Genomic DNA, 23,015 nt, shown 5'->3' with positions numbered 1-23,015 from the left:
ACTGCAAGGTGAAGGGAACGGATGCGATGCCACGGCCGCCGGGCCACGGCCCCGACTACGAGGTCAGGCGCCAGAAGATCATCGACATCGCCGCCCAGCTCTTCGCCCGGCAGGGGTACGCCGCCACCTCGGTCAACGACGTGGGCCGTGCCGCGGGACTCGCCAAAGGCGCTCTGTATTACTACATCGGCTCCAAGGAGAGCCTGCTGGTCGAGATCCAGTCCCGGGTGATGGTGCCGCTGATGGGACGGGCGCGTCAGATCGCGGAACTCGACACGACGGCGCTGCTGAGACTCCGACTGCTGTCAGAGTCACTGCTGACCATCATCTTCCACAGGCTCGACCACATCTGGGTGTACGAACACGACTACCGCAGCCTGAGCGGTCGGCAGTTGGAAATGCTGCTCGACCAACGCGCCGAGTTCGAACGACTGGTCTCGGACCTGCTCACCGAGGCGGCGGAGCAGAGCTCGATCCAGCCGGTCCAGCCCCGGCTGGCGACACTGCAGTTCTTGAACCTGCACCACCACACGTATCAGTGGGTACGCACCGACGGACCGTGGGATCCCGCGTTCCTGTCCCGTGAGTACTGCGAGACCCTGTTCCGCGGCCTCGGCGCCTCCGAGAGCACCTTGCGGGAGGTGGAGCAGGAAACCCAGTCGTTCAAGAGCGCCAACCCCGGACTCCCGCTCGACCCGGAGGCCGAGTGGAAGGGCTCGTCCTCGGGGGATTGAGACAGCCGACCCTCGCGGCCCCCTGTTGGCCGCCCCACCGCTGTCGGCCTACCGCTCAGCCTGTTCCTTCTCGTGATCGGCGATAGCCCCCTCCACGCCCTGGTCTACGCCGGTCGCGTTGCCCCAACCGGTGTAGTAAGCCAACTGAAGTACGGCTTCTCGCAGTTCGTCGGGGCTGAGTTCCCCGTTGCGCAACGCCCCGAGAGCCTGAATGCGGACCAGGTCCCCGCGGCCGAGGGCAGCGGTGACGCCGATCACCAGCAGCCTGCGATCCCGGACCGCAAGCCCGGGCCTGGACCAGATGTCGCCGAAGAGGTGCTCCACCGTCTCCCGGTGATACGGCTTCTCCCGCGGAACGGGGTAATACGTGGCGGAGAACCCGCGTCCGTAGACGGCGTCCATGGCCTCCGTACCGCGCTCCCACCGCTCTTCGCCGACAGTCGTCATGTGCCCGTACCTCCGTGTGCTCCTGGGGTCGAAGGCGGCCGTCACCCGCTGGACGGGTGCGAGCCGCCGGGATCCGGCCGACCACCACGGGTCTCCGGCCGATCGGTCCGACCGGCACTGGGCGACCGACCCGTGGACGGTATCCGCCACCGTGCACCGGGCCACAGCGGGTGTCCCAGTGGCTGGGACAGCGGCCCAATGTCCCAGGTCAGGACTTCTACCGTGGGCCACCAGCCAACGAGGTGAGGGGACTTGATGACAGCGAACCCGCATGACACCGCCGGGACGACGATCAGGGCCGGGGTCATCGGTCTGGGCATGATCGGCGGGGGTGTGGCACGGAACATCGCCGGCGCGGGGCTGCCACTGGCCGTCTACGACGTACGCGCCGACGCCTCCGACTCACTGGTCGGCGTGGGCCCGTCGCTCGCATCGCCGGCCGAGGTAGCGGCGGCCAGTGACGTGGTCCTGATCGCCGTGGTCAACGCCGTACAGGCCCGCGAGGTCCTCTCCGGCGAAGGGGGGCTGCTCGGCGCGGCCAAGCCCGGGCTGACCGTCGTACTCCTGTCCACCGTCGCCCCGTCGGTCGTGCGCGAGCTCGCAGAGACGGCCGCCCGGCACGGTGTCACGCTTCTCGACGGGGGCGTGACCCAGGCGGGCGACGGACTGCTGGTCACGATGGTCGGCGGCCCCGACGAGCTGGTCGGAGACGGCAGCGTGGCCCGGCTTGACCTTGAAATCCTGGCAAGTTCGGGCAAGTTCCTGTCCCGACGCCATCGCTGCAGGCAAGCTCTGGCACAGACTGCGTTACCGGCATCGGAGGAGGTCATCATGGCCCTGATCAAGCTCGGTAAGGACCCGGAGAGCCCCAGCGGCGGATCCCCCACCATCTACCTGGACGACGAGAAGGACACGTACGTCGTCCAGGGCTGGAAGGTGGAGGACGACGAGCGCCTCGCGCAGATGGACATCCCCGGCCACGAGACGGTGGTGGAGATCCCCCGGCGCATGGTGCAGTTCTTCCAGGAGGTGGGACAGGGTGACGAGCACCCCGACGTTTGAGGAACTGTTCCGCGACTGCCGACGGACCGCCGTCCATCTGGAGATGCGGGACGCCTACATGAAGTCGGATCCGGCGTTCGTGGACTGGAAGGCCGGTCTGGTCCTCGACCCTGCCGAGCGCTGGGCCGACTGGCTCGCCCTCGTGGCAGAGGCCACGTCCCGTGGTGTGGAGGTCCGCCGGGCCCGCGTCATGTCGACGCCGGTCAGCGACTACATCCGCTTCGAGTACGACGTGACGGACGGGCTGAACATCGCAGCCGGCGAGAGCGTGCGCTGGCTCTCGCGACGGAAGGCCACAGGCATCGCGTTGCCTGGGAACGACTTCTGGCTGTTCGACGGCGACCTCGTCCTTGTCAATCACTTCGACGGTGAGGGCGAGAACATGGAGGTCGAACTCACGCGAGACCCCGAGGTGGCAAAGCTCTGCGATGCCGCCTTCGAGGCCGTGTGGGAACGGGCGACGCCGCACGCCGAGTTCGATCTGACCTGACCTACGAGCAGCAGGATCGCGCCGCCATGACATCGCCATCTTCGAGTGTCCAGGAAGCCCGCAAGGCGCTCGGACAACGCATGGCCGAGATCCGGCAAGCGGCCGGACTCACCAAACGGGCCCTAGCCCAGCACTTGGGCTGGCATGAGTCGAAGGCGTCGCGCTTCGAGAGCGGCACCCGTGCCCCTTCGGAGCGCGACCTTCGCGACTGGTGCGCGGCCTGCGACGCGGACGATGCGATCGAGGACCTCGTCTCGACAGCCCGCGGAATCGAGGGCATGTACGTCGAGTGGCGCAAGATGGAGCGCCAGGGACTCAAGTGGGCCCAGGAGTCGGTGGTCCCCCTCTGGGAGCGCACCGAGCGCTTCCGTATCTACTCGCCCTGGCTCATCCCCGGCCCCGTGCAGACGGCCTCGTACATCACCGCCTTGCTCACCTCCATCCGTAACCGGCGAGGGCTCATCGACGATGTGCCGGCGGCCGTGAAGGTACGGGTGGAGAAGCAACAGGTCGTCTACGAGAAGCGGACGTTCGCGATCATCCTGGAGGAGAGCGTCCTGCGGTACCGCATCGGCGGCACCGACGTCATGGCGGGCCAGCTCGGATACCTCCTCAGCGTCATGGCGCTGCCGTCCGTGAGCATCGGCATCATTCCCCAGGACGCCGACCGCTCCGGCCTGTGGCCCGTGGAGGGCTTCTTCCTCTACGACGACGAGCTGCTGAACGTGGAACTCGTTTCGGCCCACCTCACGGTCGTCCAGCGACACGAACTTGCCCTGTATGCCCAGACATTCAGCGAGCTGGCGAAACTTGCCGTCTACGGCTCCGAAGCGCGGGAAATCATCACCGCTGCCATCGAATTTCTGGGGTGAACTCCCGGCAAGTTCCGGCACATTCATAGAACCCCCTCCCCTCCCTTTCCTAGCCTCAATGGCACCGCTGAAAGCGTGTTCCGGAGGGGGCAGTGATGACTGCGGCAAGTACCGGCAAGAACGGGGTGGTATCGGGCCACCCGAGCGTCGAAACGCACGTTCTCGACGCCGAATCGATCTCTTTCAGGACGGACGCCGCTCTTGGGCTGCGCATGGGGACGACCACCCGGACCGCGCTTGACGGGCACGTTCCGGTGGTGGCGAGGGAATTGAATCGTCTGCTGTCCGAGGACCTCGGGGCCGACGAGGACGAGGAGGTGCGGGAGCTGGTCCGCAAGGGTCGGAAGCTGATCGACTTCACCAGTCGGCCCGGTACGGATGCGCCGGCATTCGGTGTATTCATCTACCTCCGGGACATCGCTCTGCTCACCCGTCGCCTTCTGTGGGTCTACTGCGAGCGGAACGGACTGAATGCGCCGTGAGCGTTTCAGAGGACCAGATTATCCGCGAGCTTTCCCACTACATCCACGAACATCCCGCCGAGCAAATGGCGTTGATGCCCGTGTACGACGCGGTCTCCGACCATGCGCGGCACCGGACCTGCACCCACGATCAGCGCTGCCCGCTCGTGATGACCGGAGCCGTCATAGTCGATGAGTGGAGCCGCGTTCTCTGTCTCTGGCACGGGAATGGCTACGCACTGGCGGAGACCGAGCCGGAGTCGGAGGACGAAACGCTGCGCGAGGCGGCCCTCCGTCTGCTGACCGAGGAGACGGGCATCCGTGACGTGTGGGTACAGCCCGGCGACCAACAACCGTTCCTGGTCGACGTGAGCCGGCCGGGACAGCACCGGTACGGCCCTCGACTCCGAGTCGGCTTTCGCTACCTGTTTCAAGCCCACTCCGGCGCCGTCCACCACGCCCTGCTCGAAGCCGGCACAGCCGCCTGGCTGCCCCTGGCCGAGATCGGCATCGCTTCGGTCCGTAGCCGTGTCCACCACCACCTGACGGCCCAGACTTGAGGGCGGTCGCTGGAGTACGAGCACGGAGCCAGCCCGTGACCCGCCCTGCCTCCGCCCTGCCATCACCTGGAACGGTGGGCATGAGGAGGCTGCCGACCGACATCCGAGTGGGCGACGTCCTCCTCGAGTGCCCTTACGGGCGTGTCCAGGGCATGAGGTCCTCCGACAACGCGACCCACCGGGTCCTGCACTTCAACAAGCACACCCCTGTGATCGTGCGGGACGCCCAGACCACGTTCCGGCCCGTCGGCCGCCGCTGAGCACGACGCGTCCCAGGACCGCACCACCACCCCATCACCTGAGTACACGAGGAGTACCGTCATGCGTTTCCGCAAGCTCCACGGCGCGGGCAACGACTTCGTCCTGCTCTCCGACCCGGAGCGGGGCGACGCCGGGGAATGGCCCAAGGCGGCCGAGCGGCTGTGTGCGAGACGGACGGGCGTGGGGGCGGACGGACTGGTCATCAGCCAGGTGGTCAGTACCCAGCCGCCGGTCCTGGACATCAGCTGCTTCAATGCGGACGGGTCGCCGGCCACGATGTGCGGGAACGCTCTCCGGTGCGCCGCCTGGGCCGCGAACCATGACCACGGTCACCAACGGCTGAGCCTGCGCATGGCCGGGGTGCCGCACGAGGCGATCGTGTCCGAGGGCGCAGTGTGGGTGACGGCCGAGGTGGGCCAGATCCTTCCTCGCCGCCTTCAGACGATCATCAACGGCAAGCCCACCTGGTTCGACAGCGCCCACACCGGCACCGAGCACGTAGTGGCCCTCGTCGACGACGTGGATGCCGTCGATGCCAAGAAGGTCGGGCACATCGTCCGCCACCACCCCGACCTGGCTCCCCTGGGCACAAACGTCAACTTCGTCCAGGCCATCGGCAGTCAATCGCTGAAAATCCGTACCTACGAGCGCGGCGTGGAGGCCGAGACCCTCTCCTGCGGAAGCGGAGCAGTTGCCGCTGTGGTCGTCGCGACGATGCGCGGCGTTGTCGCTCCGCGCGCCGTCATCGTCCACAACCGCGCCGGGGAACCTCTCACGGTCCGTCCGCACGACACCCGGCCAAACCGGACCCTCTGGGTCGGCGGACCGGTCACACACACCTTCGAAGGAGTACTCGTATGACCGCTTTCCACACCCTCAACTCCGGGCCGGCGCTGAGGAAGGCTACCCAGGACCTTCGCGCGTGGGGCCGCGAACACCAGGGCCTGCGCGTCGCGCTGATCTACGGTCCGGTGTCCGCCGAGGATCGCCTCTACCACTCACGATGCCCTGTGGAGCAGCGCTCCGTCACCGCCCTCGCCGAGGCCCTGGAGCAGATTGGCGCCAGATGGCAGGTGCTGGACCCCTGCGAGCCGGACTTCATCATGAACCTCGCCGGATACGAGGTAGCTCTCTCCAACCTCCACGGTCCGTACGGCGAGGACGGTCGGCTTCAAGGCTTACTCGACTACCTCCGCGTTCCCTACTGCGGCAGCGGCGTCGGGGCGTCCGCGGTGGCCGCCGACAAAATCCTCTGCAAGCGCGTCATGCTGACGCTCGGCGTCCCCACCCCCAACTGGCGTGTCTGGACCGACGGCCCGGCCCCCTGGGGTGGACGCCCCGTGATGGTGAAGCCGCCCTTCGGCGGCTCCAGCGTCGGCATGAGCCTCGTCCACGATCCGGACGACCTGCCCGCCGCTCTGACGGAGGCGGCCGACGAGGAGGCTGCGGCCGTACTCATCGAGGACTACGTCAGCGGGACCCCGGTGACGGTGGGACTGCTGGAACTTCCGGACGGCTCCGTTGCCGTCTTCCCGCCCCTAGCCACCGAAGCAGCCGAAGCCGAGTTCTACGACGCCGACACCAAGCTCGACGCGGACTCCAAGAACAACGTCTCCGTGCACGCTGCCGAATTGGCACCCGAGACGTTGATCGATATCACCACAGACGTTCGGACCCTTTGGGAGGGCCTGGGGCTTCAGGGCTCGGCCCGCGTCGACTTCGTCGTCACTGGAAGCGGCGAGTTGTACGCGCTGGAGGTAAACAGCACCCCGGGCATGTCCCGCGACAGCAACTTCGCCGTCGGCGCGGCCATGGTGGGGTTCACACACACGGATGTCGTCCTGGCCATGCTCCACGAGGCGCTGGCCCGTCCGCCCTACGATGTCGACCTGCCCACTCCCGTGTTCTCCAGTGCCACTTCGACTCGGGAGGCTGCCGTCTCACCGTAGGAGCAGCCGCTGTGCCGCGCGTTCACGAAATCCCTCTGTGCCGACAGCTCATCGACCCCGCCGAATGGGACGAGCACGGTGGCTGGGCACTGGGAGACAGAATCCATTGGTCCAACCGGGCCTGCGGTCTGGCCTCGCTCCGGATGATCCTGCTGGCCTACGGGCGCACGGCGCCCACCGTCACGGAACTCCTGAAGCTCGCGGTCAAGAACGAGGTCCTGACCCCGCGTGGAGCGCTCCACGCGGGGATCGCCGGCCTGGCCACCGACCTCGGCGTCCCCTCACGCTCGGAATCCGTACCCGCCGAAGAACTGCCCGGCCGCCTGGACTACGCCCCGCTCATCGTGTCCATCACCGAGACGTTCCCCGAAGACGGGCGCACCGGTGGCCACCTCGTCATCCTCCATGGCTACGAGGATGGCCTCGACCCCGTGATCCGCTTCCGGGACCCCTCGGCATGGGGCCAGAGCCACGACCGTGTCCCCCTCAGCCGCCTGTCCCGCTCATATACCGGCCGCGCGATCACCTTCGCGCCCCTTACCCCCCGCGGAGAATCCTGATGACCGAGGCCAACGGCGAGACGACCGAAGCCGAAGCCACGGGTTCCCGGAGAATCGCCGTTCTCGGCGAGATGCTGGAACTGGGCGAGGAATCCGTCGAAGCGCACCGGGAGGTAGGACGCTACGCCGCGAAGGTGGGCGTCGACTTCGTCCTGGCCGTCGGCGGCAACCTCGCCAAGCAACTCGCCCTCGCCGCCGGCGCCGCCGGAGTGCCCGACATCGGCTTCGTCCGTGACAATAAAACCGCTGCCACCTACCTCGGCTCCATCCTCCGCCCCGGCGACGTCGTCCTTGTGAAGGCGTCCCGGGGTGGCCAGCTCTGGCAGATCGCCCAAGCCCTCACCGGGCAGCCCGTTACGGGGCTGTGAGCAAGCTCCGATCACGCCGAAACATTCCGAGTCGGAGCAAGCTCCTTGTTCCGACTCGGAGCAGCGCCCCCGTACTTCTGGCCAAGCGGCAATGTCTGTTCGGAGGACTGGGACGCCGCGGCGTTCGAGGCCCGGCACGGTCGGCAAGCCAAGTAAGCACGACCGCTCAGCGACATATCAGCGAAGCAGGCCAAAAGTGCCTGCCGCCACCGCAGAGCCGAGCACCGTTCCCGCCCACACCTGGCCGAGGGTGTGATCACGCAGGGCTACCCGCGACCAGCCGACGATCGCGACCAAGGCGTAGCCGGTGAGTGCCCAGGGGCCATAGGCCTGGGCGAGCATGATCACCGCTCCGGCGGAAACGGCCTGGTGAACCGATATCTTCCAGGTCACGGTGACCAGGGCCAGGGCGACCAGGGTGAAGATCATGCTGGCGACAAGGGCCACGAGGATCTTTGGGGCGTCGAAGAGACTCATGATGGCCAGGCCAGTGGTGACGGAAGTGAGGATGGCCGCCATGACCACGAGTCGGGATTTTCTGTGGCCGACGTTGCGGTCGTTCCATCTGCCCTTTCTGATGCCGTGATCAATGAACAGGACGGGGATGACGGCCGCGAAAGCCACTCCGACGAGGCTCCAGGCGAGGCCCTGCCAAGCGTCGGTGTACCAGCCGATAGCGAGGGAAACCACGACGATCCATGTCTTGGGATGCAGATACTCACTGACAGCGCGGGCGATGCTTTGGCGGTCACGGCGGAGGATTGTGGTGCTCATATGTCTATTCCTGGGATTTTGGCGTTCAGGGGGCGAGCTTGGCCGCTTCTTCGGAGGCGAACCTGTGGACCGCAGCGCAGCGGTTGAAGGCGGTTCCGACCTGGCATAGCCACTTCAGTTCTTCGGTCAGGCTCATTCCGTCACCGCCGGGACGAGGGTGATCTCCCTCGAACGGCTGAGCGCGTAGGGCGATGAGGGTGGCAGTCTTGAGCCAAGCCGCTTCCGCGACAGCAGCGCGCTGGTCGGAGGTGTAGCCGGCGTCTCTTGCCATCTCGAGGGCTCTGACCTGGAGGGAGGCGGGGACATATGCGCGCAGCCCGAGCGTGGCATCGCCGATTTCGACGAGTCGGCGATGGAGCAGCAGTTCGGTGCGCCCTCGGCCCGGTTCGAGGGACAGTACGACGGATGGAACTGCCGAGGTGAGCTCTGTCCACAGGGGCTCCAGATGGAGCAGGGCTCGCTTGTCCCTCCGGGCCTGCGCGGCGATCGACAACGGGGAGACGCTGCTCCCCAGAACGATGGCAGTGATCGCGGCCATCTTCAGGAGTATCGAAACGCGGGCATCGCTCTCGACGCCGACCACAGTCACTTCGTCGGTAGCCACGTAAACGAGGTGCACGACACGCTGGGCGGAGTACAGGACGCCGAGGGCGCCTCCTGCACTCAGGAGAGCGTGGCCGGTGCGGACCCAGCAGTCGGTTGTGTGGCGGGCGGCATGCGCGAACAGCAGAGCAGTGACGGTCATCGCAACGCCGATGTAGAGGGTGAAGACTGCGACATGCAGGACGGCGAAGCCTGAAGGCTCGTTGTCGATGAGGACATCGTCGGGGGTTTTCCGGCCGTTCGGCGCACAGGCGAAGGCGACGACCATGAGGACGAGACAGGCGGCTTCAGCAGTGCGTCGAAACCTGCGTAGGTAGCCGCCCGGTCGAACGATGGCGATGACAAAGTCGAGGACAGCCGCGGCGGAGACGACGCCGAGCATGTGCTTGAGAAGGTAGCTCACGCTGGTGATGCCGACGCAGGAGTCCACCCAGTCTGCCGCCCGAGGCAGTTCGAAGGTCATCGCGGCGGCAAGGGTGGCGAAGGCGGCTTCCAAGGAGCGCTGCTTGTGCGAGTGCCAGAAGGAGGGCGCCCGCCATAGCGTCACGGCCCAGAGCATGGCGACAACGACGACTTGAATGTTCACTGGCGGTTCCTGCGGGGGTGGGCCATGGTGTCGTCCACCTGGGTCAGGAGTCCGCTCCAGGTGGTGGACGGTGCGGTGGGCAGTGTGTCGATGACGTTGCGCAGGATGGATGCTGTGAGTTCGGCGTCCAGTTCCTGCTCGGTGGCATAGTGGGTCCGTCCGAACACAGCCCGGATACGGGAGGGCGCGATCTCGGGTGGGAGCGCCGCCAACAGCGACGACGACGTGAAGTCATTGGTGTGTTGTAGGAGCATGTGCCCGATCTCGTGCAGGATGACCTGGGTCCTATGCCTCTGACTGGTCGCGGGCGCATGCCAGATGTGGTCTTCGCTGCGGAAGGCAAGCCACAGGCCGCACGGCCCTTTGACGCCCCCGTCGTCAGGGAGCTGATGCAACACGATGCGCCGGCTGCGGCGTATCGACAGCGCTTCGCAGAACGCTTCGATGGTGAAGGGCCGTTGTACCTGCAGCCCTTGCAACTGCTCTTCGCACGCGGCCCAGAGGCGGCGTTCTCGTCCTGTGGTGTCCATCGGTCGCGAGGCATGGTCGCGCCTGCGCCAAACAAGCATGAGGCAGTCCTTTGGGGCGGGTACAGGGGAGCTGCAGACGTTGCGGCGGTCGGCATCAGACAGTCGGGCCCTGAAACCGGGCATGCGTGAGCACTGAGGCCGCTTGGGGGAAGCGCCGCGGTCAGCTCTTTCCACTTGAGTAGCCGAAGAGCGTGGGACGGTCCGTTAAGCATCGACCGAAATGGGTGGCCAGCGCCAGAAGCATGCCCGCCGCCGAACTTTTTTCGACTTCTTCATGAAGACGCGACATGCCTCACACCCCGCCCTCTGCCGCTCTGCAATCAATTTCAGCTACTACCGCGAATGATTGTATGACCGCAGGCTCTGCATGGCTTTCGAGACTTCCCATAAAGGGAACTGGCAGTTCCCCTCGCAAGCGAGATCTGCCACGAGAACCGCCCGCACCTCAGGGCAGACCCCTCACTTTTCAGCCATATTCAGACAAGTCATCCTCGTGCTGACTCACTTCAGTCGAATCTCATTCTGGTTACACTCGACGATGTGACCTACACCTCAAGATTGGCGCGCTCATGAATATTGACGGTTCCTCACCTCAGGTAGCGCACCAGACCATTACGCGCATTTTGCGTCGAGCGCGCCTGAGGGCGGATCCAGGTCGGTTACCTGGCGCGATCGCAGATCGCGTAGCGCAGGACAGGCGCGGGCTCACCCAGGAAGACGTCGCCCGAGCCCTGGGCATCTCCAAGCGCTGGTACAGAAATCTTGAGCTCGGCAAGCCGCACACATACTCCACTCAGATGCTGGAATCCGTGCGCCGCATCCTCGATCTGAGCGACGACGAATGGGACACCGTCTGGCAACTCGCCTCGGGCAGGACCATCGCGCCGCTGCCCCAGGTCCGCACCGTGCCACCGCCAGTAGCCCAATTCGTCGAGGCGCAGAAGTGGCCAGCCTTCGCCTACGACCACCGATGGGACCTACTGGCCTTCAACCATGCCGCCAGTCGGCATTGCCCCTGGGTGCACCATGAGTCGAACATCCTGTCTTGGGTGCTGACGACATCCGAGGCGCGCGAGCAACTCGTAAGCTGGGAGAGCGACTGGGCACTGCCGCTGCTCGCTCGACTCCGGTTCCTGGCGGAACTCAGGAAAGACGACCTGAGGCTGCAAGCGCTGGTACGCATCGTGCAGACGGATCCCGTCGCGCGAAAACTGTGGAACTCGACTGATTTACCAAATCCAGCACCCGGCCCCGTAACGAGTACACGCAGGGTTCGACTTCCTCGCGAAGGGACCCCCGAAGCCGAGGTAACCGTGCTTCGGGCTACGGTTTATGATGCCCCATCATGCTGGCTGACCATCATCATGCCCACATAGATGCGGTACCGCTCACGGCATGGGTCTCCAAAGGACACGATATAGCCTGGAGTGATGGCCACAGCGCAGTGGCGACGCACCATTTACGCCAGTCTCGGAATTGGCCGATCAGGCTACTTCGAGCCAGGCTCGTCGAGCCCTTCAGCTTTACGCATGCTTTCGATTACAGCCGTGACCGTGCGCAGGCTCTCCGAGGAAAGACCTATGGCACGCGCGAACAACGCATCGACTTCCGCGTCCTCTGCCGCATCGAGCAGTTCAAGAGCAGCAACGACTCGCTGCTGATGCTCCTCGGTCATCCGCTTGGAGAAGTAGTCGGTGGTCACCCCGAACAACTCGGCCAGCGCTTCCACCGTGTTCATAGTGGGGTTGGTCTTGACACCCTGCCTGATCTGCGCAATGAGACTGGCGGAGACCCCCGTCTCCCGGGCGACATCGGCGTTGGTGTACGGCTTGCCCGTCGCCGGGTTCCGCTTCTGCATCAGGCCGTTCAGTCGGTGCGCAACAGTCTGACTGGACTCCGGAGGCGTGCCCCCTTCAGCCGGCCCACCCGCCATGACACCTCACCTCCGGCAGCCACCATGCCACATATCGCACCTTGGCGTCCATTAGGACCTTCATCCTGCAACTGTGAACACTAAAGTGTTGACACCTTGCCAGCACCAAGGCATAACTTGAACCACAACTTCAGCACTAAAGTGCTGCATCGCAGGCCAGGAGGGATGGATCGACGAGATCGGGACCGTAGCAGCGCCTGCGGTCACGCAACGCAATGAGTACAGAGTTCGAGGACCAAGTCTGGATCTTGAACCAGCATCGCGCATATGTTCGATACGCCCAGGGTGGCAGCGCCCAGGGACCGGCTTGCTCGAGCGCGCAGCGTGCACGCGAGCGGGTCGACACAGACTTAGAGAACAGCGACGGCGTCCGAGAGCGGGAACTCTCGGACGCCGAACGCTCCATGGCGTCACCTGTCCCGGGAAGGGTTGGTGACGCTCCCATCACCGCGCTGATCCCTTGCCCGGGTGCGCCAGCGCGGCAATGCCGTAAAGGAAAGTGTCGCATGACGACCGCTCTGGACAGGCCCCCTATACGGGCCTGCGCCAAAAACTTCCCGTTCTTCCCTCCCGCCGGAATTGGTCTGCACGCCGACGCGCGAGCCGGCGGGAGCAGCCGATGAGCCGCGATGCCCGCGAGTGGGTGTGGGAGCAGAGCACCAGCCGAGGTACGGCGCGCTTGATACTGCTGTCGATCGCCGACCGGGTGACCGACGAGCAGTGCATCGCTTGGGCTTCTCTCACCAGCCTGATGGAGCGCGTCAACGCCTCCCGGTCCACGGTGCGCGAAGCTCTCGACAGGCTGCTCGACGGCGGCGAGCTGGAAGTGCTCGATGGCCTCACCGGCCCTCAGCGCAGCACGGTCTATCGCCTGCCCCTCGCCGCCAAGGCCGTCACAGAGGTCAACTGGAAACCAGAGGATGGCGGTTCAGCCGTCCCAGTTGAGGAGCTCGAGGCCCGCCCCACTCTGCGACTGGCGGCCCTGCGCCGGTACGGGATCCGCCCCCGCGCGATGCCGGAATCCACCGGCAAGGGCCGGAGATCGGCCCGTCCGGAATCGAGTACCTCCCTGCCGAAACCGGCACCTCGTAGGGCCGGAAACCGGCACAGCGATGTACCGAAATCCAGCCCCCAGAACCGTAGTGAACCGAAGGTGAACCGTAGGTACAGCAGTGGAGCTGCCGTCACCTCGGCCTCCGAGTGGCAAGCCGACCCAAAGGCCCTGGCCTGGGCTCGTCAGCACGGACACCTCGACCGCCTTGGCGAAGTGGGGCTGCATACCGCCGACGCGAAGTGGCGTGCTCATCGGGCCGGTTGGCAGCCACAGACGGCTGAGGCGTGGGCGGCGGACTGGCGCTCCTGGATCGCCCGCGAACACGCCCCCAGCCATGCCCGCCAGACCTCCCGTCTCCACGGCAAGGATGCTCCGACTGCGGGCATAACCCGCGCCGAAGCCCATACCGCCGCTCTACTCGCTGCTCTCGGCGAACCGACCCGGACGGAGGGATAGTCATGGACCGCCGCGAAACCGCCGCCCTGCTGGCTTACATCGGCCGGCTCGACCCTCGCACCATCCGTACGGATCCGGGGGAACTCCGAGACCAGCTCGGCCAGTGGCACGAACTGCTCGACGACGTTCCCCTCGCCACGCCTCACGGGTGGGACGCCCGCAGCGTCGCCCGCGGACACATCCGCGTCTCGCCCTTCCAGATCCTCCCCGCGGACATCGGTCGCCCATGGGCCAGCTATCGGCGCGACCGGCTGGGCCGGCACACGGACCCGACCCCGGCCGCCGATCCGGACGACCAGGCAACCTGGACCGCCGAGCTGGTCGGCACCAGGCGCTCCGTGGCCGTCGGCACCGCCCAACCCAACCAGTACCGACAGCTCGCCAGCGCTTCGACAGACCCACGGTTGGAGGCGCGGCTGCAGGAGGTCGGCTCCTGCATCCCGCCCGACGCCAGGGCGATCTTCGCGCAGTGCTGGCCCGCTCGAGCAGCACGCGAGGCGGCCATCGCTCAGGGGCTGCCCAACCCGCTCTCCGTCCGTTGCGAACGGTGCCACGCCCCTGTCGGCGCGCGCTGCCGCCGCCAGCGGTTCGGCCGTGGCGGCGCCGTGGTGGGTACCGTCCCGCGCACGACTCCGCACCCGAGCCGTGCCAGCCTCGCCGCCGCCCGGCAAGCACCGGAGAGCCGGCAGGCTCCCATCGCTTGAACGCGGTCAGCCACCGGGCACCGCTCCGGGGCACCGCTGTGAAACAGCCCTCTCCCTTCCTGGTGGCAGCGCCGACCTGGCGCTGCCACCAGCATCTGACGCTCGCGTGCATTCACCGCCACCCTTCAGCCGGTCGCCGCGACAGCACACCGGAGACGACCATGCGCCACATCACCACCCACCTCGCCCCAGCCACTGGCCTGCGTGGCATCGGGGACACCAGCTGGCATACGCGCGGCGTGTGCCACGGCATGGACCCCGACGACGCGGACGCCACGTTCTTCCCACTGCCCAGGGACCACGAGGCCACCGCCGAGGCCAAGGAGCTGTGCGGCCCCTGCCCAGTCCGCCGCGACTGCCTCACCTACGCTCTGGAAAATGCCCTAAAAGAGGGGATTTGGGGTGGGCTAACCGAACTTGAACGCAAGCCCTGGCACGACGGACTGTCCCACCGCCTCGACTACAGCCGCGTCGTCGCCTTCTTCAACGGCCGCGATGTGCACTTGACCGAGGCCGAACGACAGATCGCCATAGACCACGCCTATGTCTGCGGCTGGCGCGCCGACCGGCTTGCCATCGCCCTGCAGATCGGGCGCAAGCACGCACGTGACCTTCTGAAGCAGGCAGCCAACAGGATCTCCGATCGTGACCGCACCCAGGGCGTGCCTCCCAGCTGTGCGAAGAGGAACGCCAAGAAGAAGGTGCAAGCAGCCCAGACCGGCAGTCGGCCACTGGCCGCCGAACCGGGTGCACAGCAGCCGACTTGCCCTCCGATGATCTCGACGCCAGTGCGTGCCTCTGCCGGAAAGGCAGCGTGATCTCCGTTCTGCACTTCGGGTCCTCCCCGGACCTCTCCACCCTGTTCACCCTCGCCATCCCGCTCACCGTTCTGACCCTGGGACCAGCCGCGTGGGTTCTCCGGCACCGGAAGGCAAGCTCACCGAGACGTCTCGGCAATCCGGCGGTTAAGGTCGCCGCCATGGCCGCGCTCGGCTGCACCGCATACAGCGCCGACACCAGTTGGCGCTTCGCTGCCGACTACCTCGACATCGCCGGCACCGCCGAACGAGTCGGCATGTTCGCCGCCGCAGAACTCGCCCTCTTCGCAACCGCCCTCATGGCCCGCCAAAATCTGGCCTCCCAAGGGGTGCCCGGTCTACCGGGCACCCTGGTCTGGGGCATCACCGCAGTACAGGTCATCCCGGCCTATGCCGAGAGCGGTCCCGTCGGCGGCACCGTCCGTGCCTTCGTCGGCCCGGTCATGGCCGCAATGCTGTGGCACCTCGCGATGGGCATCGAGCTCCGCCTGCGCACCCCTGGCGCCGCCTCCCACGGCCTGATCGCAACCCTCGGCCGGGAAACACGCGAGCGCCTGTTGTCCCGCCTCGGTATGGCCGCACGTGACCGCGACGCCGCGCAGATCACTCGCGACCGCGCTACCGCCCGCGCTGTCGACCTCGCCGCCCGTCTCTCGGAACGCACCCCCGCCCAGCAGCAGAGCCGACGCGGTCGACGCCTCGCACGTCAGCTGTCGAAGGCCGTCGGGAGGGCTGCTGTCGGCACGGACCCCGTCCAGCGCGCCGAGCTGCTCAATCAGCTTGCCGCTCGTCGGCATGCGCTCTCCCTCGCCACCGTCCCCCTGCCCTCTCCCTGGGCTGCTTCCCACGTCGACAGCAAAACCGTCACGACCCCCTCATCGCAATCCTCAAGCGCCGGCCCCCCAGGTAACCCTGCTGCTGTCGCAGCAGCGGGGACCGACGACCGGGACCGCAGGACGAAGAGTGGGGACCAGCAATCGGGGACCGCAGGACGGGGACCCGAGAACCATGGGGCAAGCACCTGGGACCACGAGACGGGGACCGGGGACCGGGTAGCCGGGACCGGGGATCGCGTGGCCGGGACCGGGGACCGGGTAGCCGGGACCGGGGATCGCGTGGCCGGGACCGGGGACCGGGTAGCCGGGACCGGGGGCCAGGAGGCCGACAAATCTCCAGGTCAGGTGCCTAATGTGCAGCGGGGACCGAGGAGCATCGAGTCAGGAACGGCTACCGCTGCCTCTCCCATTGGGGACCATGCCATGACCACCTCCGATACGGGGACCGTCCCCATCGGGGACCGAGGGTCGACCACTCCGGCGTCCAAAGCCAAGCGGGGCGGCCAGCCTCGCAGCCCTCGGACACGACGCCTGCCTCGCCAGCCTGAGCAAAGCGTGGAACAGCTCGTCGAGCGGATCCGGCCTCTGGTGCCACCGGTGCTCGCGCGCGACGGCAACGAGACCGTCACCCGGGTCCAGCTCCGGGAAATTCTCCGACGCGAAGGCCTCGTCGGCGGCCGGAACGACCGGTTGACCTTCGTGCTCGCAGCACTCCGCAACGAGGACAGCAGCAAGGCGACAAGGAGCATCAGACGGTGAAGACCTGCCCGAAGTTCGCGTCCCTCCGTGGAGAGCACGAGCGCGAGATCAGCTTCCTGAGCGCCCAGGCACAAAGGCATCTTGGCAGGCCGTCCGCAAAAACCAGGGCAACGCGCGCCGCCTTCGCAAAGGACCGGATGGCCAGAGCCCTTAGCAGCCACTTCAGCCGCTGTCCCGTATGCAGATGATCACCGTAAAGCGACAGTAAGTACCTCTTGTTCGCTTCAGGCGGCCCGGACACAGCGGGCCGCCCCTACCTTGGAGAAAAATGCCCGTACGCATCGACTCAAAGCTGGCCGATGGCACCGATCCGGCTGCCCCTGCACAGTTCCGCATCCCCTCGCCGAGGTATACGACTCGATGACGAACCGGCATAGGGACGGCATCACCCCAGACCAATGCATAAGCAGCAACACGCTCTCAGGGCGAGCAAGTTGGGGCGGAAGCGTAGCTTCCGCCGAACCCGCCCCTGAGGGAGCGAGAGAGAACCTGCACCGGGGGGCGCAGGTCCTTCAGGCTTCGATCGGGGGCGGATCGAAGCCGGGCCACGAGGAGAAGCTGACCGAGCCGCACGAACGTCGAGAACACGCCCCTCGCGCCCGCCAGCGTCCGCGTCAGCCACCCGAGAAGAAGCGTCTGCACCAGCCCAACACACGATTCAACGAAGAGGAGTTCGCTCTCATCAAGTCCGCCGCAGCCCGGTGCAACCTGTCTGTCGCCGGATTCCTCGCCCGCTCCGCGCTCACCGCCGCCCGCGACCTTGACCGCACCAGCGCCGAGATCGCCGACGAACGCGAAGTAATCACAGCCCTGTTCGACAGCCGACGTCGGCTCGGCTGGGCCGGCAGCAACCTCAACCAGGCAGTCAAGGCACTCAACTCCGGTGCAGACGCTCCACAGCTCGAAGCGGCCGTCGCCGCCGTACGCCGTGCCGCCGACACAGCGCACCAAGCCGCCGCGCGGCTGATCGAGCACCGCAGCTCGTGATCCCCAGCGTCAACCCTTCAGGCTCCCGGACCATCGGGCTCCTCGCCTACCTCTACGGCCCGGGCAAACACGAGGAGCACACCGACCCCCACCTCGTCGCCTCCTTCGACGGCATGTCCCCCGACCCCGGCCGCGACCCTAACGCCGCCCTCAAAGACCTCCAGCAGCTCCTGGATCAACCCGTGATGGTCCTCGCTGAGCACGCCCGGCCGGCCAAGCACGTATGGCACACCTCCGTACGCGCTGCCCCCGGAGACCGGACGCTGTCCGACGCGGAGTGGGCCCATATCGCCCGTCGCATCGTCGCCGCCACCGGCATCGACCCCGGCGAAGGACAGCGCGGCTGCCGCTGGGTCGCGGTACGACACGCGGACGACCACATCCACATCGTCGCCACCCTCGTGACCGAGGACGGCCACCGCCCGGACGACTACCGTTCCGGCTCCCGCGCCCAGGCCGAAGCCCGGCTCATCGAGCAGGAACTCGGCCTCCACCAGGTCGCCCCCGGCGACGGCACAGCTGCTCAGCGGCCCACCAGCGCCGAACGCCACAAGGCCGAGCGCCAGGGCCGCGAGCGCACCGCCCGCGAAGAACTGCGCGAGACGGTTCGGCGGGCAGTGGCCGGCGCGACCAGCGAGAAGGAGTTCTTCGACCGGCTCGCCGCCGCCGGCGTCCTGATCCATAAGCGGGTCGCGCCGTCAGGAGACCTCCTCGGGTACAAGGTGGCTCTGCCCGACGATCTGAATAGGGACGACGAGCCGGTGTTCTACCCTGGCGCGCGCCTGGCCCCCGACCTCTCGCTGCCTCGCATCCGGGAGCGCTGGTCCGGCGACGCCCAGGACACTCCGACTCCACAGCAGGGGGGTACGGCGCCTACGGGGCTGGGAGCTCCGGCCAGTGCCCGCCGGACCACGGCATCAGTGGCGTGGCAGGCCGTGCTGCTCATCGAGCAAGGTGACGACGCGGTCACCTCCGCCCACATCGCCGCGGCCGGCGAGGTCCTGGACGCGCTCGCCAAGACGTCGGCTGCCCACACCCGCAGCGAACTCCGGGACGCGGCAACGGCCTTCGAGCGAGCCTCGCGCTCCCACGTCCGCGCCGCACGCGGACACGACCACGCGCTGCGGCAGACCGCCCGCGACCTCGTCCGAGGTGGCCCCGCCCTCCGCCGGGGTGAGGACGGCGCGACCACCGCCATGGCTATCGACATGCTGTTCTTCCTCATAACCGCCATCGCGCACTGGCACGCGAAGAAGGGCCACGCGCAGCAGGCCGAGGCCGCCACTCGGGCCGCCGAGCACCTGCGTACCGCCTACCGGGCTGCCGCAGCCCAGCCGCTCGGCGTGCTCTACCAGCGTGGTCGGCATCTGAGTCGGCCGGTGCTCCAGCGGCAGACGGTACTGCTGCGCGAGGCCTTGCCGGAGCTGGCCGAGCAGATCCTCGCCGAGCCCGGCTGGTACGCCCTGGCCGCGACGATCTCGGACGCCGAGGCCGCCGGCCATGACCCAGCCAGCCTTCTTGCCAGTGCAGTCGGGCGCCGCGAACTCGACACTGCGGACTCCATCAGCGACGTGCTGGTGTGGCGGCTGCGAGGGAAGGCCGAACTGCCCGCCGACGCTTCGGGAGTGCCCGAGCGCAACACGGTGAAGAGTCCGTTCGCCGTGCGCCCTGTGGCGTCCCGTGCCAGGTCATCCATCCGATACCTGGGCGAAGAAGCGGCAAGCAACACACGATGAGCTCTTCAGACCGGCCGACGAGAGGGGCAGGACGCTGTACCACTACCGGTATCTGACACACCCCTCAAGCCAACTGGAAGGCATTTGCGCTCGATCGTCGCTGACGTCCACCAGCACCGTCGCCACCGTGGGCACCGGCGGGACCGGCGGTTCCGCCTCGTGAGCTTGAAGGAGCTGGAGCACATGGGGTGGCAACCGGGGAGGGCCGCCACCCAAGATGGCGAGAGTGTCATCGACATCGTCTACGTCCCGGCAGTGGGCGTACGCAGCGTCCTCCTCGGCGCCATCGCTGGGAGTTAATCCTGCCAAGTATGTCGGTGCCAGGCCCCGGCCTACTAGCGTCAGCCCTTTGACAGCGGTGAATACGCGAGTAAGGATCTCACTGCTGGAATGAAAGGACGCCGCGTCGGCGGCACCACGACGGTCGCACAACACCCTGTTCCAAGCCAGCGATTCCTCCCTCAGAACTGCGTGACGCACATTGCGGCCGTCTGCCTTGCGGCCGACCTCGTTCTGGACGCGATAAGCCGACAGCAGTGTGCATCCATGGTGTGATCCGTCAGCAGCGACATGACCGCACAGAAGTCCTGCCTGAGCCGCTTCCTCCTCGCCCCCGTTTTCCCAATCCAAGTGGTTGTACAGCAAGTAGACGGGCGCACACCTGACCGTCCGCGCGTTCTGCACAAGCAGGTCGCACTGGCGTGCGGGCTGTTTCCCGACCCAGTAGTCGAAGGGGTACCGACCCTCCTTCGACGCCTTCTTGGCCTGGATCCGCAGACCGACTCCGTGAGTGCGGTTGTGGATCCACATCTCCCAGTCGGCACCGTTCTGGCGCTCCTGGCCCTTGGTGAACTGGAACACCTTCACCCGATCGCCGACGAACTGGCGTAGGTGCCGGATGTTCATGTCGGTGAAGCTCTCCTCACCAGGCGCAGGGGGATAGCGGTGATGGCCGTTGTTTAGCCAGCAGAAAGTGTTGCCGGCTAACCACAACAGCACGTCGCACAGCGAGGGCTGCTGACCCGCCTGAGTGTTGGTGCCCGGAAGGGATAATGCGCGTCCGATCATGGGCATCAGCTAACCAAAGACCACTGACATCAGGCGTACGGATAGGCCGGGGAGCAGTACCGGTTGTTCGAGATGGCGGCGAAGATGCGGGGACAGGTCCCGCCGACCGTCGAGCGGGCGCGGGCCGTACGGGACCGTGAAGGCAGCGAGCCAGCCGCTGAGGTGGACGACTTCCTTCCGCCAGAGCTGCGGGTGCCCGGCCACGCCCGGGTCAACGGCGCGTCAATGCCTCGGAAGCAGCCCCTCGTGCTCGACGGTGAGATGGTTCCTGCGCCAAGTGCGGCGCGTACTCAAGGACTGGCTGCTGCTTCACCCGGTTCGAGACATGTGGCTATTCGGCCACACAGGAACGTGCACCGCTACGCCATACCTGCCGCACTTCACCCACTTCCCCGCCTTGCGGCCGGAGGCGATCACCCCAACGGGCAATAGAACGCGTGCCCGTCGCCCAGGTCGCCCTCCTCCGAGTCGATGGCTCGCCCGAGTCGCGAAAGGAAATACCCGAAGCCCGACCCTATTCGGGAGGGCCGGGCTTCTCCCTCCGGGCTGCAGGAGGCCGTCGGTCGCTAGGCCGGCGCCCGCAGCAGTCGCTCCCGAGTGGCCTCGGGCAACACTCGGCGCAGGACGGGTGCGGTCGAGCTGAGGGAGGCGGCGAAGGCGGCCACGAGATCGTGCGGGACGCTGGAACCGAAGGAGGCCGCCCAAAGACAGGGAGCACCGAGCGCGGGCTCGGCCCACGCCTGCCATCCGGCTGGCCCCATCTCGCCAGCCTCGGTTGTCAGGGCACGCAAGTCGGCGTCCTGGATGAGGGGTGGCACATCACCGAGGCTGATGTGCGAGGTGAACGTCGGGTCCGTCGCTGCCGCGTGGGGCTGGTCAACGTCGCGGAGCCAACCGTGTGCGACGACTGCGTCGAGCACCAGCTCGGAGTCGGCAAGGGGCACAGCGGGCTGGCCGAGGGCGTCGAGCGTGACGAGGAAGTCGGCCACGGCCTCGCCGGGGATGTCAGGGGTGAAGTAGGCCGACCACTGAGCGAGGGGGCTGCTCATGTCCGCCCGGGCGGAGATCTGCCAGGCAATCGGCAGGCCGCCCAGGTGGAACGGTTCGTCCGCCAGGCTCCACTGAGCCCATCGAAGGGTGTCGGGGCTGATGTGCAGGACGGTGCTGCGTAGGACCTGGCGGTCACCCGGCGCCTCGTCCGGCTCGTGCCGTCCGCGGACGATCGTCAGGCTCGTCCAACCCAGACCGTCGAGCGTGTCGGCGACGACTTCGTAGAAATGCCCGTCATCACCGGCCAGATGCCGGGGGCCGACCCAGAACGCGGACGGGCCGCCGCACGGAGTGGACGGACCGAGCGGAAAATCGGGGTACAGGGACGCCTCCAGGGGTTCGGTACGGGTCTAGTCGCCGACAGCACGACGGCCGGGCGGCGCCGGGGCGCCCGGACGGGGCCTTGCCACGTCCGGGCAACGGCGACTTCGGGCGGCAGGTGGCCGAGCTGTGCGTCCTCGTCTCGTCTTTCAGCGAGGAACACGACGGTCTGACCGATATCGTCTACGGACTGCACGACCTGCGCCGGGCGATGCACCGACGGACAGCTGGCCACTCACAAGGGTGGGCTCTACCTGCCGATGTCTGCGCTGTCATAGGAGGCGTGAAGTCTCCAACACACGCGCAACGGCGGCAGCGACGATCTCCGCCGGCGTCTCGGTGTCGAACGACAAGCGGTAGCCACGCACCTTGGCCGTGCCGGTGACGGCGATCTTCCATCCCTCGCCGTCCGTGCCGGAGCGGCCGAGCGGGAACCAGCCGAGGTAGAACCGGCCGTCCTTGGAGCTGACGTGCACGTCCGCGCGGTCATCCACGATCAGGTGGAAGTCCTCCGCGGAGAACTGGTCCATGACCAGCGTGGCCTGGCCGGGACCGAGGTTCCACTCACGCAGCCGCAGGGCTTCGACGGTGGTGGAGAATCCGCGGCCAACGGGGGCTACGGTCACGAGCAATCACCTCTCTGACCTGGGGTTTCTTGCAAGGTCGTCTACGTTGACATGCCCACCCACACATTGGCCAGTCTTTATGTGATCTTTCATATCTGCCCCCGGCGAACTACTGGTTCACAGATCTCGGCTGAAAGTCCCTGAGGACCGAACAGAGCGCCGCATGCCCGCAAACATGCAGGTCATTACCTGATCACCCCGCAGGCCGGGCAGAACTCGGCACATACAGCCCGACTCGTCCGCCTCTACCTCCCTGAGTTCGTGGGGGCTGTGGTCGGCCGAGTGGAACCCCGCTATGGGCACAGGTCTCGCCGATTGTTCCTTTTTGATAGCTGCCGTCGAATCTTTGCGGTGCATTTCACCATCGGAGATCGGCGTGAATCAGCCATGTCGATGGCGAGCGGCCGAGA

The 23,015-nt window shown here is 66.8% G+C and carries 26 protein-coding genes and 1 pseudogene; 19 read left to right on the top strand and 8 right to left on the bottom strand.

What is annotated here, in order from left to right:
- Positions 1-26 precede the first annotated feature (26 nt).
- Positions 27-734 (top strand): TetR/AcrR family transcriptional regulator, encoded by a 708-nt coding sequence (locus tag ACWC24_RS14335; RefSeq protein ID WP_450663102.1) that lies wholly within the window; start codon positions 27-29, stop codon positions 732-734.
- A gap of 48 nt (positions 735-782) precedes the next feature.
- Here ACWC24_RS14335 and ACWC24_RS14330 read toward each other — a convergent pair whose 3' ends face one another.
- Positions 783-1,181: a carboxymuconolactone decarboxylase family protein gene (locus tag ACWC24_RS14330; protein WP_450663101.1), complete on the bottom strand. Its 399-nt coding sequence runs from the start codon at positions 1,179-1,181 to the stop codon at positions 783-785.
- Between the two features lie 255 nt (positions 1,182-1,436).
- Here ACWC24_RS14330 and ACWC24_RS14325 point away from each other — a divergent pair.
- The 11 genes and pseudogenes from ACWC24_RS14325 to ACWC24_RS14275 all read left to right on the top strand — a co-directional run.
- Positions 1,437-1,871: pseudogene (locus tag ACWC24_RS14325) on the top strand (NAD(P)-binding domain-containing protein); the annotation flags it as partial.
- A gap of 141 nt (positions 1,872-2,012) precedes the next feature.
- Entirely contained in the window at positions 2,013-2,243 is a 231-nt protein-coding gene (locus tag ACWC24_RS14320; RefSeq protein WP_450663120.1) for a hypothetical protein, read from the top strand.
- Complete coding sequence (locus ACWC24_RS14315) at positions 2,221-2,733, top strand: DUF6879 family protein (protein WP_450663100.1); 513 nt, start codon at positions 2,221-2,223, stop codon at positions 2,731-2,733. The genes ACWC24_RS14320 and ACWC24_RS14315 overlap by 23 nt, the downstream gene beginning before the upstream one ends.
- Positions 2,734-2,759: 26 nt before the next feature.
- Positions 2,760-3,605 carry a helix-turn-helix domain-containing protein gene (locus ACWC24_RS14310; RefSeq protein WP_450663099.1) on the top strand — a complete coding sequence of 282 codons (846 nt, stop codon included), beginning with the start codon at positions 2,760-2,762 and terminating at the stop codon, positions 3,603-3,605.
- 95 nt (positions 3,606-3,700) lie between these two features.
- Positions 3,701-4,087: a hypothetical protein gene (locus ACWC24_RS14305; RefSeq protein WP_450663098.1), complete on the top strand. Its 387-nt coding sequence runs from the start codon at positions 3,701-3,703 to the stop codon at positions 4,085-4,087.
- Entirely contained in the window at positions 4,084-4,626 is a 543-nt protein-coding gene (locus ACWC24_RS14300) for an NUDIX domain-containing protein (protein WP_450663097.1), read from the top strand. Before ACWC24_RS14305 ends, ACWC24_RS14300 begins: the two co-directional genes overlap by 4 nt.
- An 80-nt stretch (positions 4,627-4,706) precedes the next feature.
- On the top strand, positions 4,707-4,886 hold the full coding sequence (locus tag ACWC24_RS14295) for a hypothetical protein (RefSeq protein ID WP_450663096.1): 180 nt from the start codon (positions 4,707-4,709) through the stop codon (positions 4,884-4,886).
- Positions 4,887-4,947: 61 nt separating this feature from the next.
- Entirely contained in the window at positions 4,948-5,748 is an 801-nt protein-coding gene (dapF, locus tag ACWC24_RS14290) for a diaminopimelate epimerase (RefSeq protein WP_450663095.1), read from the top strand.
- On the top strand, positions 5,745-6,836 hold the full coding sequence (locus ACWC24_RS14285; RefSeq protein ID WP_450663094.1) for a D-alanine--D-alanine ligase family protein: 1,092 nt from the start codon (positions 5,745-5,747) through the stop codon (positions 6,834-6,836). Before dapF ends, ACWC24_RS14285 begins: the two co-directional genes overlap by 4 nt.
- 11 nt (positions 6,837-6,847) lie before the next feature.
- On the top strand, positions 6,848-7,396 hold the full coding sequence (locus ACWC24_RS14280; RefSeq protein WP_450663093.1) for a C39 family peptidase: 549 nt from the start codon (positions 6,848-6,850) through the stop codon (positions 7,394-7,396).
- On the top strand, positions 7,396-7,764 hold the full coding sequence (locus tag ACWC24_RS14275; protein ID WP_450663092.1) for a glutamate ligase domain-containing protein: 369 nt from the start codon (positions 7,396-7,398) through the stop codon (positions 7,762-7,764). Before ACWC24_RS14280 ends, ACWC24_RS14275 begins: the two co-directional genes overlap by 1 nt.
- Before the next feature lie 177 nt (positions 7,765-7,941).
- Here the strand turns inward: ACWC24_RS14275 and ACWC24_RS14270 are convergent, their stop codons facing one another.
- The 3 genes from ACWC24_RS14270 to ACWC24_RS14260 are packed head-to-tail and all read right to left on the bottom strand — an operon-like array spanning position 7,942 to position 10,257.
- Positions 7,942-8,538 (bottom strand): hypothetical protein, encoded by a 597-nt coding sequence (locus ACWC24_RS14270; protein ID WP_450663091.1) that lies wholly within the window; start codon positions 8,536-8,538, stop codon positions 7,942-7,944.
- 25 nt (positions 8,539-8,563) lie between these two features.
- Positions 8,564-9,727 (bottom strand): MAB_1171c family putative transporter, encoded by a 1,164-nt coding sequence (locus ACWC24_RS14265; protein ID WP_450663090.1) that lies wholly within the window; start codon positions 9,725-9,727, stop codon positions 8,564-8,566.
- Positions 9,724-10,257 carry a secondary metabolite protein gene (locus ACWC24_RS14260; RefSeq protein ID WP_450663089.1) on the bottom strand — a complete coding sequence of 178 codons (534 nt, stop codon included), beginning with the start codon at positions 10,255-10,257 and terminating at the stop codon, positions 9,724-9,726. Before ACWC24_RS14260 ends, ACWC24_RS14265 begins: the two co-directional genes overlap by 4 nt.
- Positions 10,258-10,826: 569 nt before the next feature.
- Here ACWC24_RS14260 and ACWC24_RS14255 point away from each other — a divergent pair.
- On the top strand, positions 10,827-11,633 hold the full coding sequence (locus ACWC24_RS14255; RefSeq protein WP_450663088.1) for an MmyB family transcriptional regulator: 807 nt from the start codon (positions 10,827-10,829) through the stop codon (positions 11,631-11,633).
- A 113-nt stretch (positions 11,634-11,746) separates the two neighbouring features.
- On the opposite strand, the gene ACWC24_RS14250 is transcribed toward ACWC24_RS14255, so the two are convergent.
- Positions 11,747-12,115, bottom strand: a complete 369-nt coding sequence (locus tag ACWC24_RS14250; RefSeq protein ID WP_450663087.1) for a helix-turn-helix domain-containing protein — start codon at positions 12,113-12,115, stop codon at positions 11,747-11,749.
- 694 nt (positions 12,116-12,809) lie between these two features.
- Here ACWC24_RS14250 and ACWC24_RS14245 point away from each other — a divergent pair.
- The 6 genes from ACWC24_RS14245 (at position 12,810) to ACWC24_RS14220 (ending at position 19,540) form a co-directional block, all read left to right on the top strand.
- Positions 12,810-13,700 (top strand): helix-turn-helix domain-containing protein, encoded by an 891-nt coding sequence (locus ACWC24_RS14245; protein WP_450663086.1) that lies wholly within the window; start codon positions 12,810-12,812, stop codon positions 13,698-13,700.
- A 2-nt stretch (positions 13,701-13,702) separates the two neighbouring features.
- Positions 13,703-14,404 (top strand): zinc finger domain-containing protein, encoded by a 702-nt coding sequence (locus ACWC24_RS14240; protein WP_450663085.1) that lies wholly within the window; start codon positions 13,703-13,705, stop codon positions 14,402-14,404.
- Positions 14,405-14,565: 161 nt separating this feature from the next.
- The gene (locus ACWC24_RS14235) at positions 14,566-15,222 is read left to right on the top strand and encodes a WhiB family transcriptional regulator (RefSeq protein WP_450663084.1); all 657 of its coding nucleotides are present in this window, start codon (positions 14,566-14,568) and stop codon (positions 15,220-15,222) included.
- Positions 15,222-16,817: a hypothetical protein gene (locus ACWC24_RS14230; RefSeq protein ID WP_450663119.1), complete on the top strand. Its 1,596-nt coding sequence runs from the start codon at positions 15,222-15,224 to the stop codon at positions 16,815-16,817. The genes ACWC24_RS14235 and ACWC24_RS14230 overlap by 1 nt, the downstream gene beginning before the upstream one ends.
- Positions 16,818-17,177: 360 nt before the next feature.
- Positions 17,178-17,804: a plasmid mobilization protein gene (locus ACWC24_RS14225; RefSeq protein ID WP_450663083.1), complete on the top strand. Its 627-nt coding sequence runs from the start codon at positions 17,178-17,180 to the stop codon at positions 17,802-17,804.
- Positions 17,801-19,540, top strand: a complete 1,740-nt coding sequence (locus ACWC24_RS14220; protein ID WP_450663082.1) for a relaxase/mobilization nuclease domain-containing protein — start codon at positions 17,801-17,803, stop codon at positions 19,538-19,540. The genes ACWC24_RS14225 and ACWC24_RS14220 overlap by 4 nt, the downstream gene beginning before the upstream one ends.
- A gap of 42 nt (positions 19,541-19,582) precedes the next feature.
- Here the strand turns inward: ACWC24_RS14220 and ACWC24_RS14215 are convergent, their stop codons facing one another.
- The 3 genes from ACWC24_RS14215 to ACWC24_RS14205 form a co-directional block, all read right to left on the bottom strand.
- Complete coding sequence (locus ACWC24_RS14215; protein WP_450663081.1) at positions 19,583-20,608, bottom strand: DUF6615 family protein; 1,026 nt, start codon at positions 20,606-20,608, stop codon at positions 19,583-19,585.
- A 566-nt stretch (positions 20,609-21,174) separates the two neighbouring features.
- Positions 21,175-21,993 (bottom strand): DUF317 domain-containing protein, encoded by an 819-nt coding sequence (locus tag ACWC24_RS14210; RefSeq protein ID WP_450663118.1) that lies wholly within the window; start codon positions 21,991-21,993, stop codon positions 21,175-21,177.
- A gap of 258 nt (positions 21,994-22,251) precedes the next feature.
- The gene (locus ACWC24_RS14205) at positions 22,252-22,605 is read right to left on the bottom strand and encodes a DUF317 domain-containing protein (protein ID WP_450663080.1); all 354 of its coding nucleotides are present in this window, start codon (positions 22,603-22,605) and stop codon (positions 22,252-22,254) included.
- Positions 22,606-23,015: the final 410 nt, after the last annotated feature.

This window comes from Streptomyces sp. NPDC001443 (assembly GCF_053597355.1).
The sequence above is the reverse complement of the archived record's forward strand: the minus strand, read 5'-3'. Positions and strand labels throughout refer to the sequence as shown.

What these genes read in the sequence shown, in the direction of transcription:
- ACWC24_RS14255 (WP_450663088.1), top strand. Translation starts at nt 10,827, where the DNA reads ATGAATATTGACGGTTCCTCACCTCAGGTAGCGCACCAGACCATTACG.
- ACWC24_RS14285 (WP_450663094.1), top strand. Translation starts at nt 5,745, where the DNA reads ATGACCGCTTTCCACACCCTCAACTCCGGGCCGGCGCTGAGGAAGGCT.
- ACWC24_RS14270 (WP_450663091.1), bottom strand. Translation starts at nt 8,538, where the DNA reads ATGAGCACCACAATCCTCCGCCGTGACCGCCAAAGCATCGCCCGCGCT.
- ACWC24_RS14275 (WP_450663092.1), top strand. Translation starts at nt 7,396, where the DNA reads ATGACCGAGGCCAACGGCGAGACGACCGAAGCCGAAGCCACGGGTTCC.
- ACWC24_RS14295 (WP_450663096.1), top strand. Translation starts at nt 4,707, where the DNA reads ATGAGGAGGCTGCCGACCGACATCCGAGTGGGCGACGTCCTCCTCGAG.
- ACWC24_RS14320 (WP_450663120.1), top strand. Translation starts at nt 2,013, where the DNA reads ATGGCCCTGATCAAGCTCGGTAAGGACCCGGAGAGCCCCAGCGGCGGA.
- ACWC24_RS14335 (WP_450663102.1), top strand. Translation starts at nt 27, where the DNA reads ATGCCACGGCCGCCGGGCCACGGCCCCGACTACGAGGTCAGGCGCCAG.
- ACWC24_RS14305 (WP_450663098.1), top strand. Translation starts at nt 3,701, where the DNA reads ATGACTGCGGCAAGTACCGGCAAGAACGGGGTGGTATCGGGCCACCCG.
- ACWC24_RS14215 (WP_450663081.1), bottom strand. Translation starts at nt 20,608, where the DNA reads ATGATCGGACGCGCATTATCCCTTCCGGGCACCAACACTCAGGCGGGT.
- dapF (WP_450663095.1), top strand. Translation starts at nt 4,948, where the DNA reads ATGCGTTTCCGCAAGCTCCACGGCGCGGGCAACGACTTCGTCCTGCTC.
- ACWC24_RS14245 (WP_450663086.1), top strand. Translation starts at nt 12,810, where the DNA reads ATGAGCCGCGATGCCCGCGAGTGGGTGTGGGAGCAGAGCACCAGCCGA.
- ACWC24_RS14260 (WP_450663089.1), bottom strand. Translation starts at nt 10,257, where the DNA reads ATGGACACCACAGGACGAGAACGCCGCCTCTGGGCCGCGTGCGAAGAG.
- ACWC24_RS14310 (WP_450663099.1), top strand. Translation starts at nt 2,760, where the DNA reads ATGACATCGCCATCTTCGAGTGTCCAGGAAGCCCGCAAGGCGCTCGGA.
- ACWC24_RS14225 (WP_450663083.1), top strand. Translation starts at nt 17,178, where the DNA reads ATGACGAACCGGCATAGGGACGGCATCACCCCAGACCAATGCATAAGC.
- ACWC24_RS14330 (WP_450663101.1), bottom strand. Translation starts at nt 1,181, where the DNA reads ATGACGACTGTCGGCGAAGAGCGGTGGGAGCGCGGTACGGAGGCCATG.
- ACWC24_RS14250 (WP_450663087.1), bottom strand. Translation starts at nt 12,115, where the DNA reads ATGCAGAAGCGGAACCCGGCGACGGGCAAGCCGTACACCAACGCCGAT.
- ACWC24_RS14235 (WP_450663084.1), top strand. Translation starts at nt 14,566, where the DNA reads ATGCGCCACATCACCACCCACCTCGCCCCAGCCACTGGCCTGCGTGGC.
- ACWC24_RS14240 (WP_450663085.1), top strand. Translation starts at nt 13,703, where the DNA reads ATGGACCGCCGCGAAACCGCCGCCCTGCTGGCTTACATCGGCCGGCTC.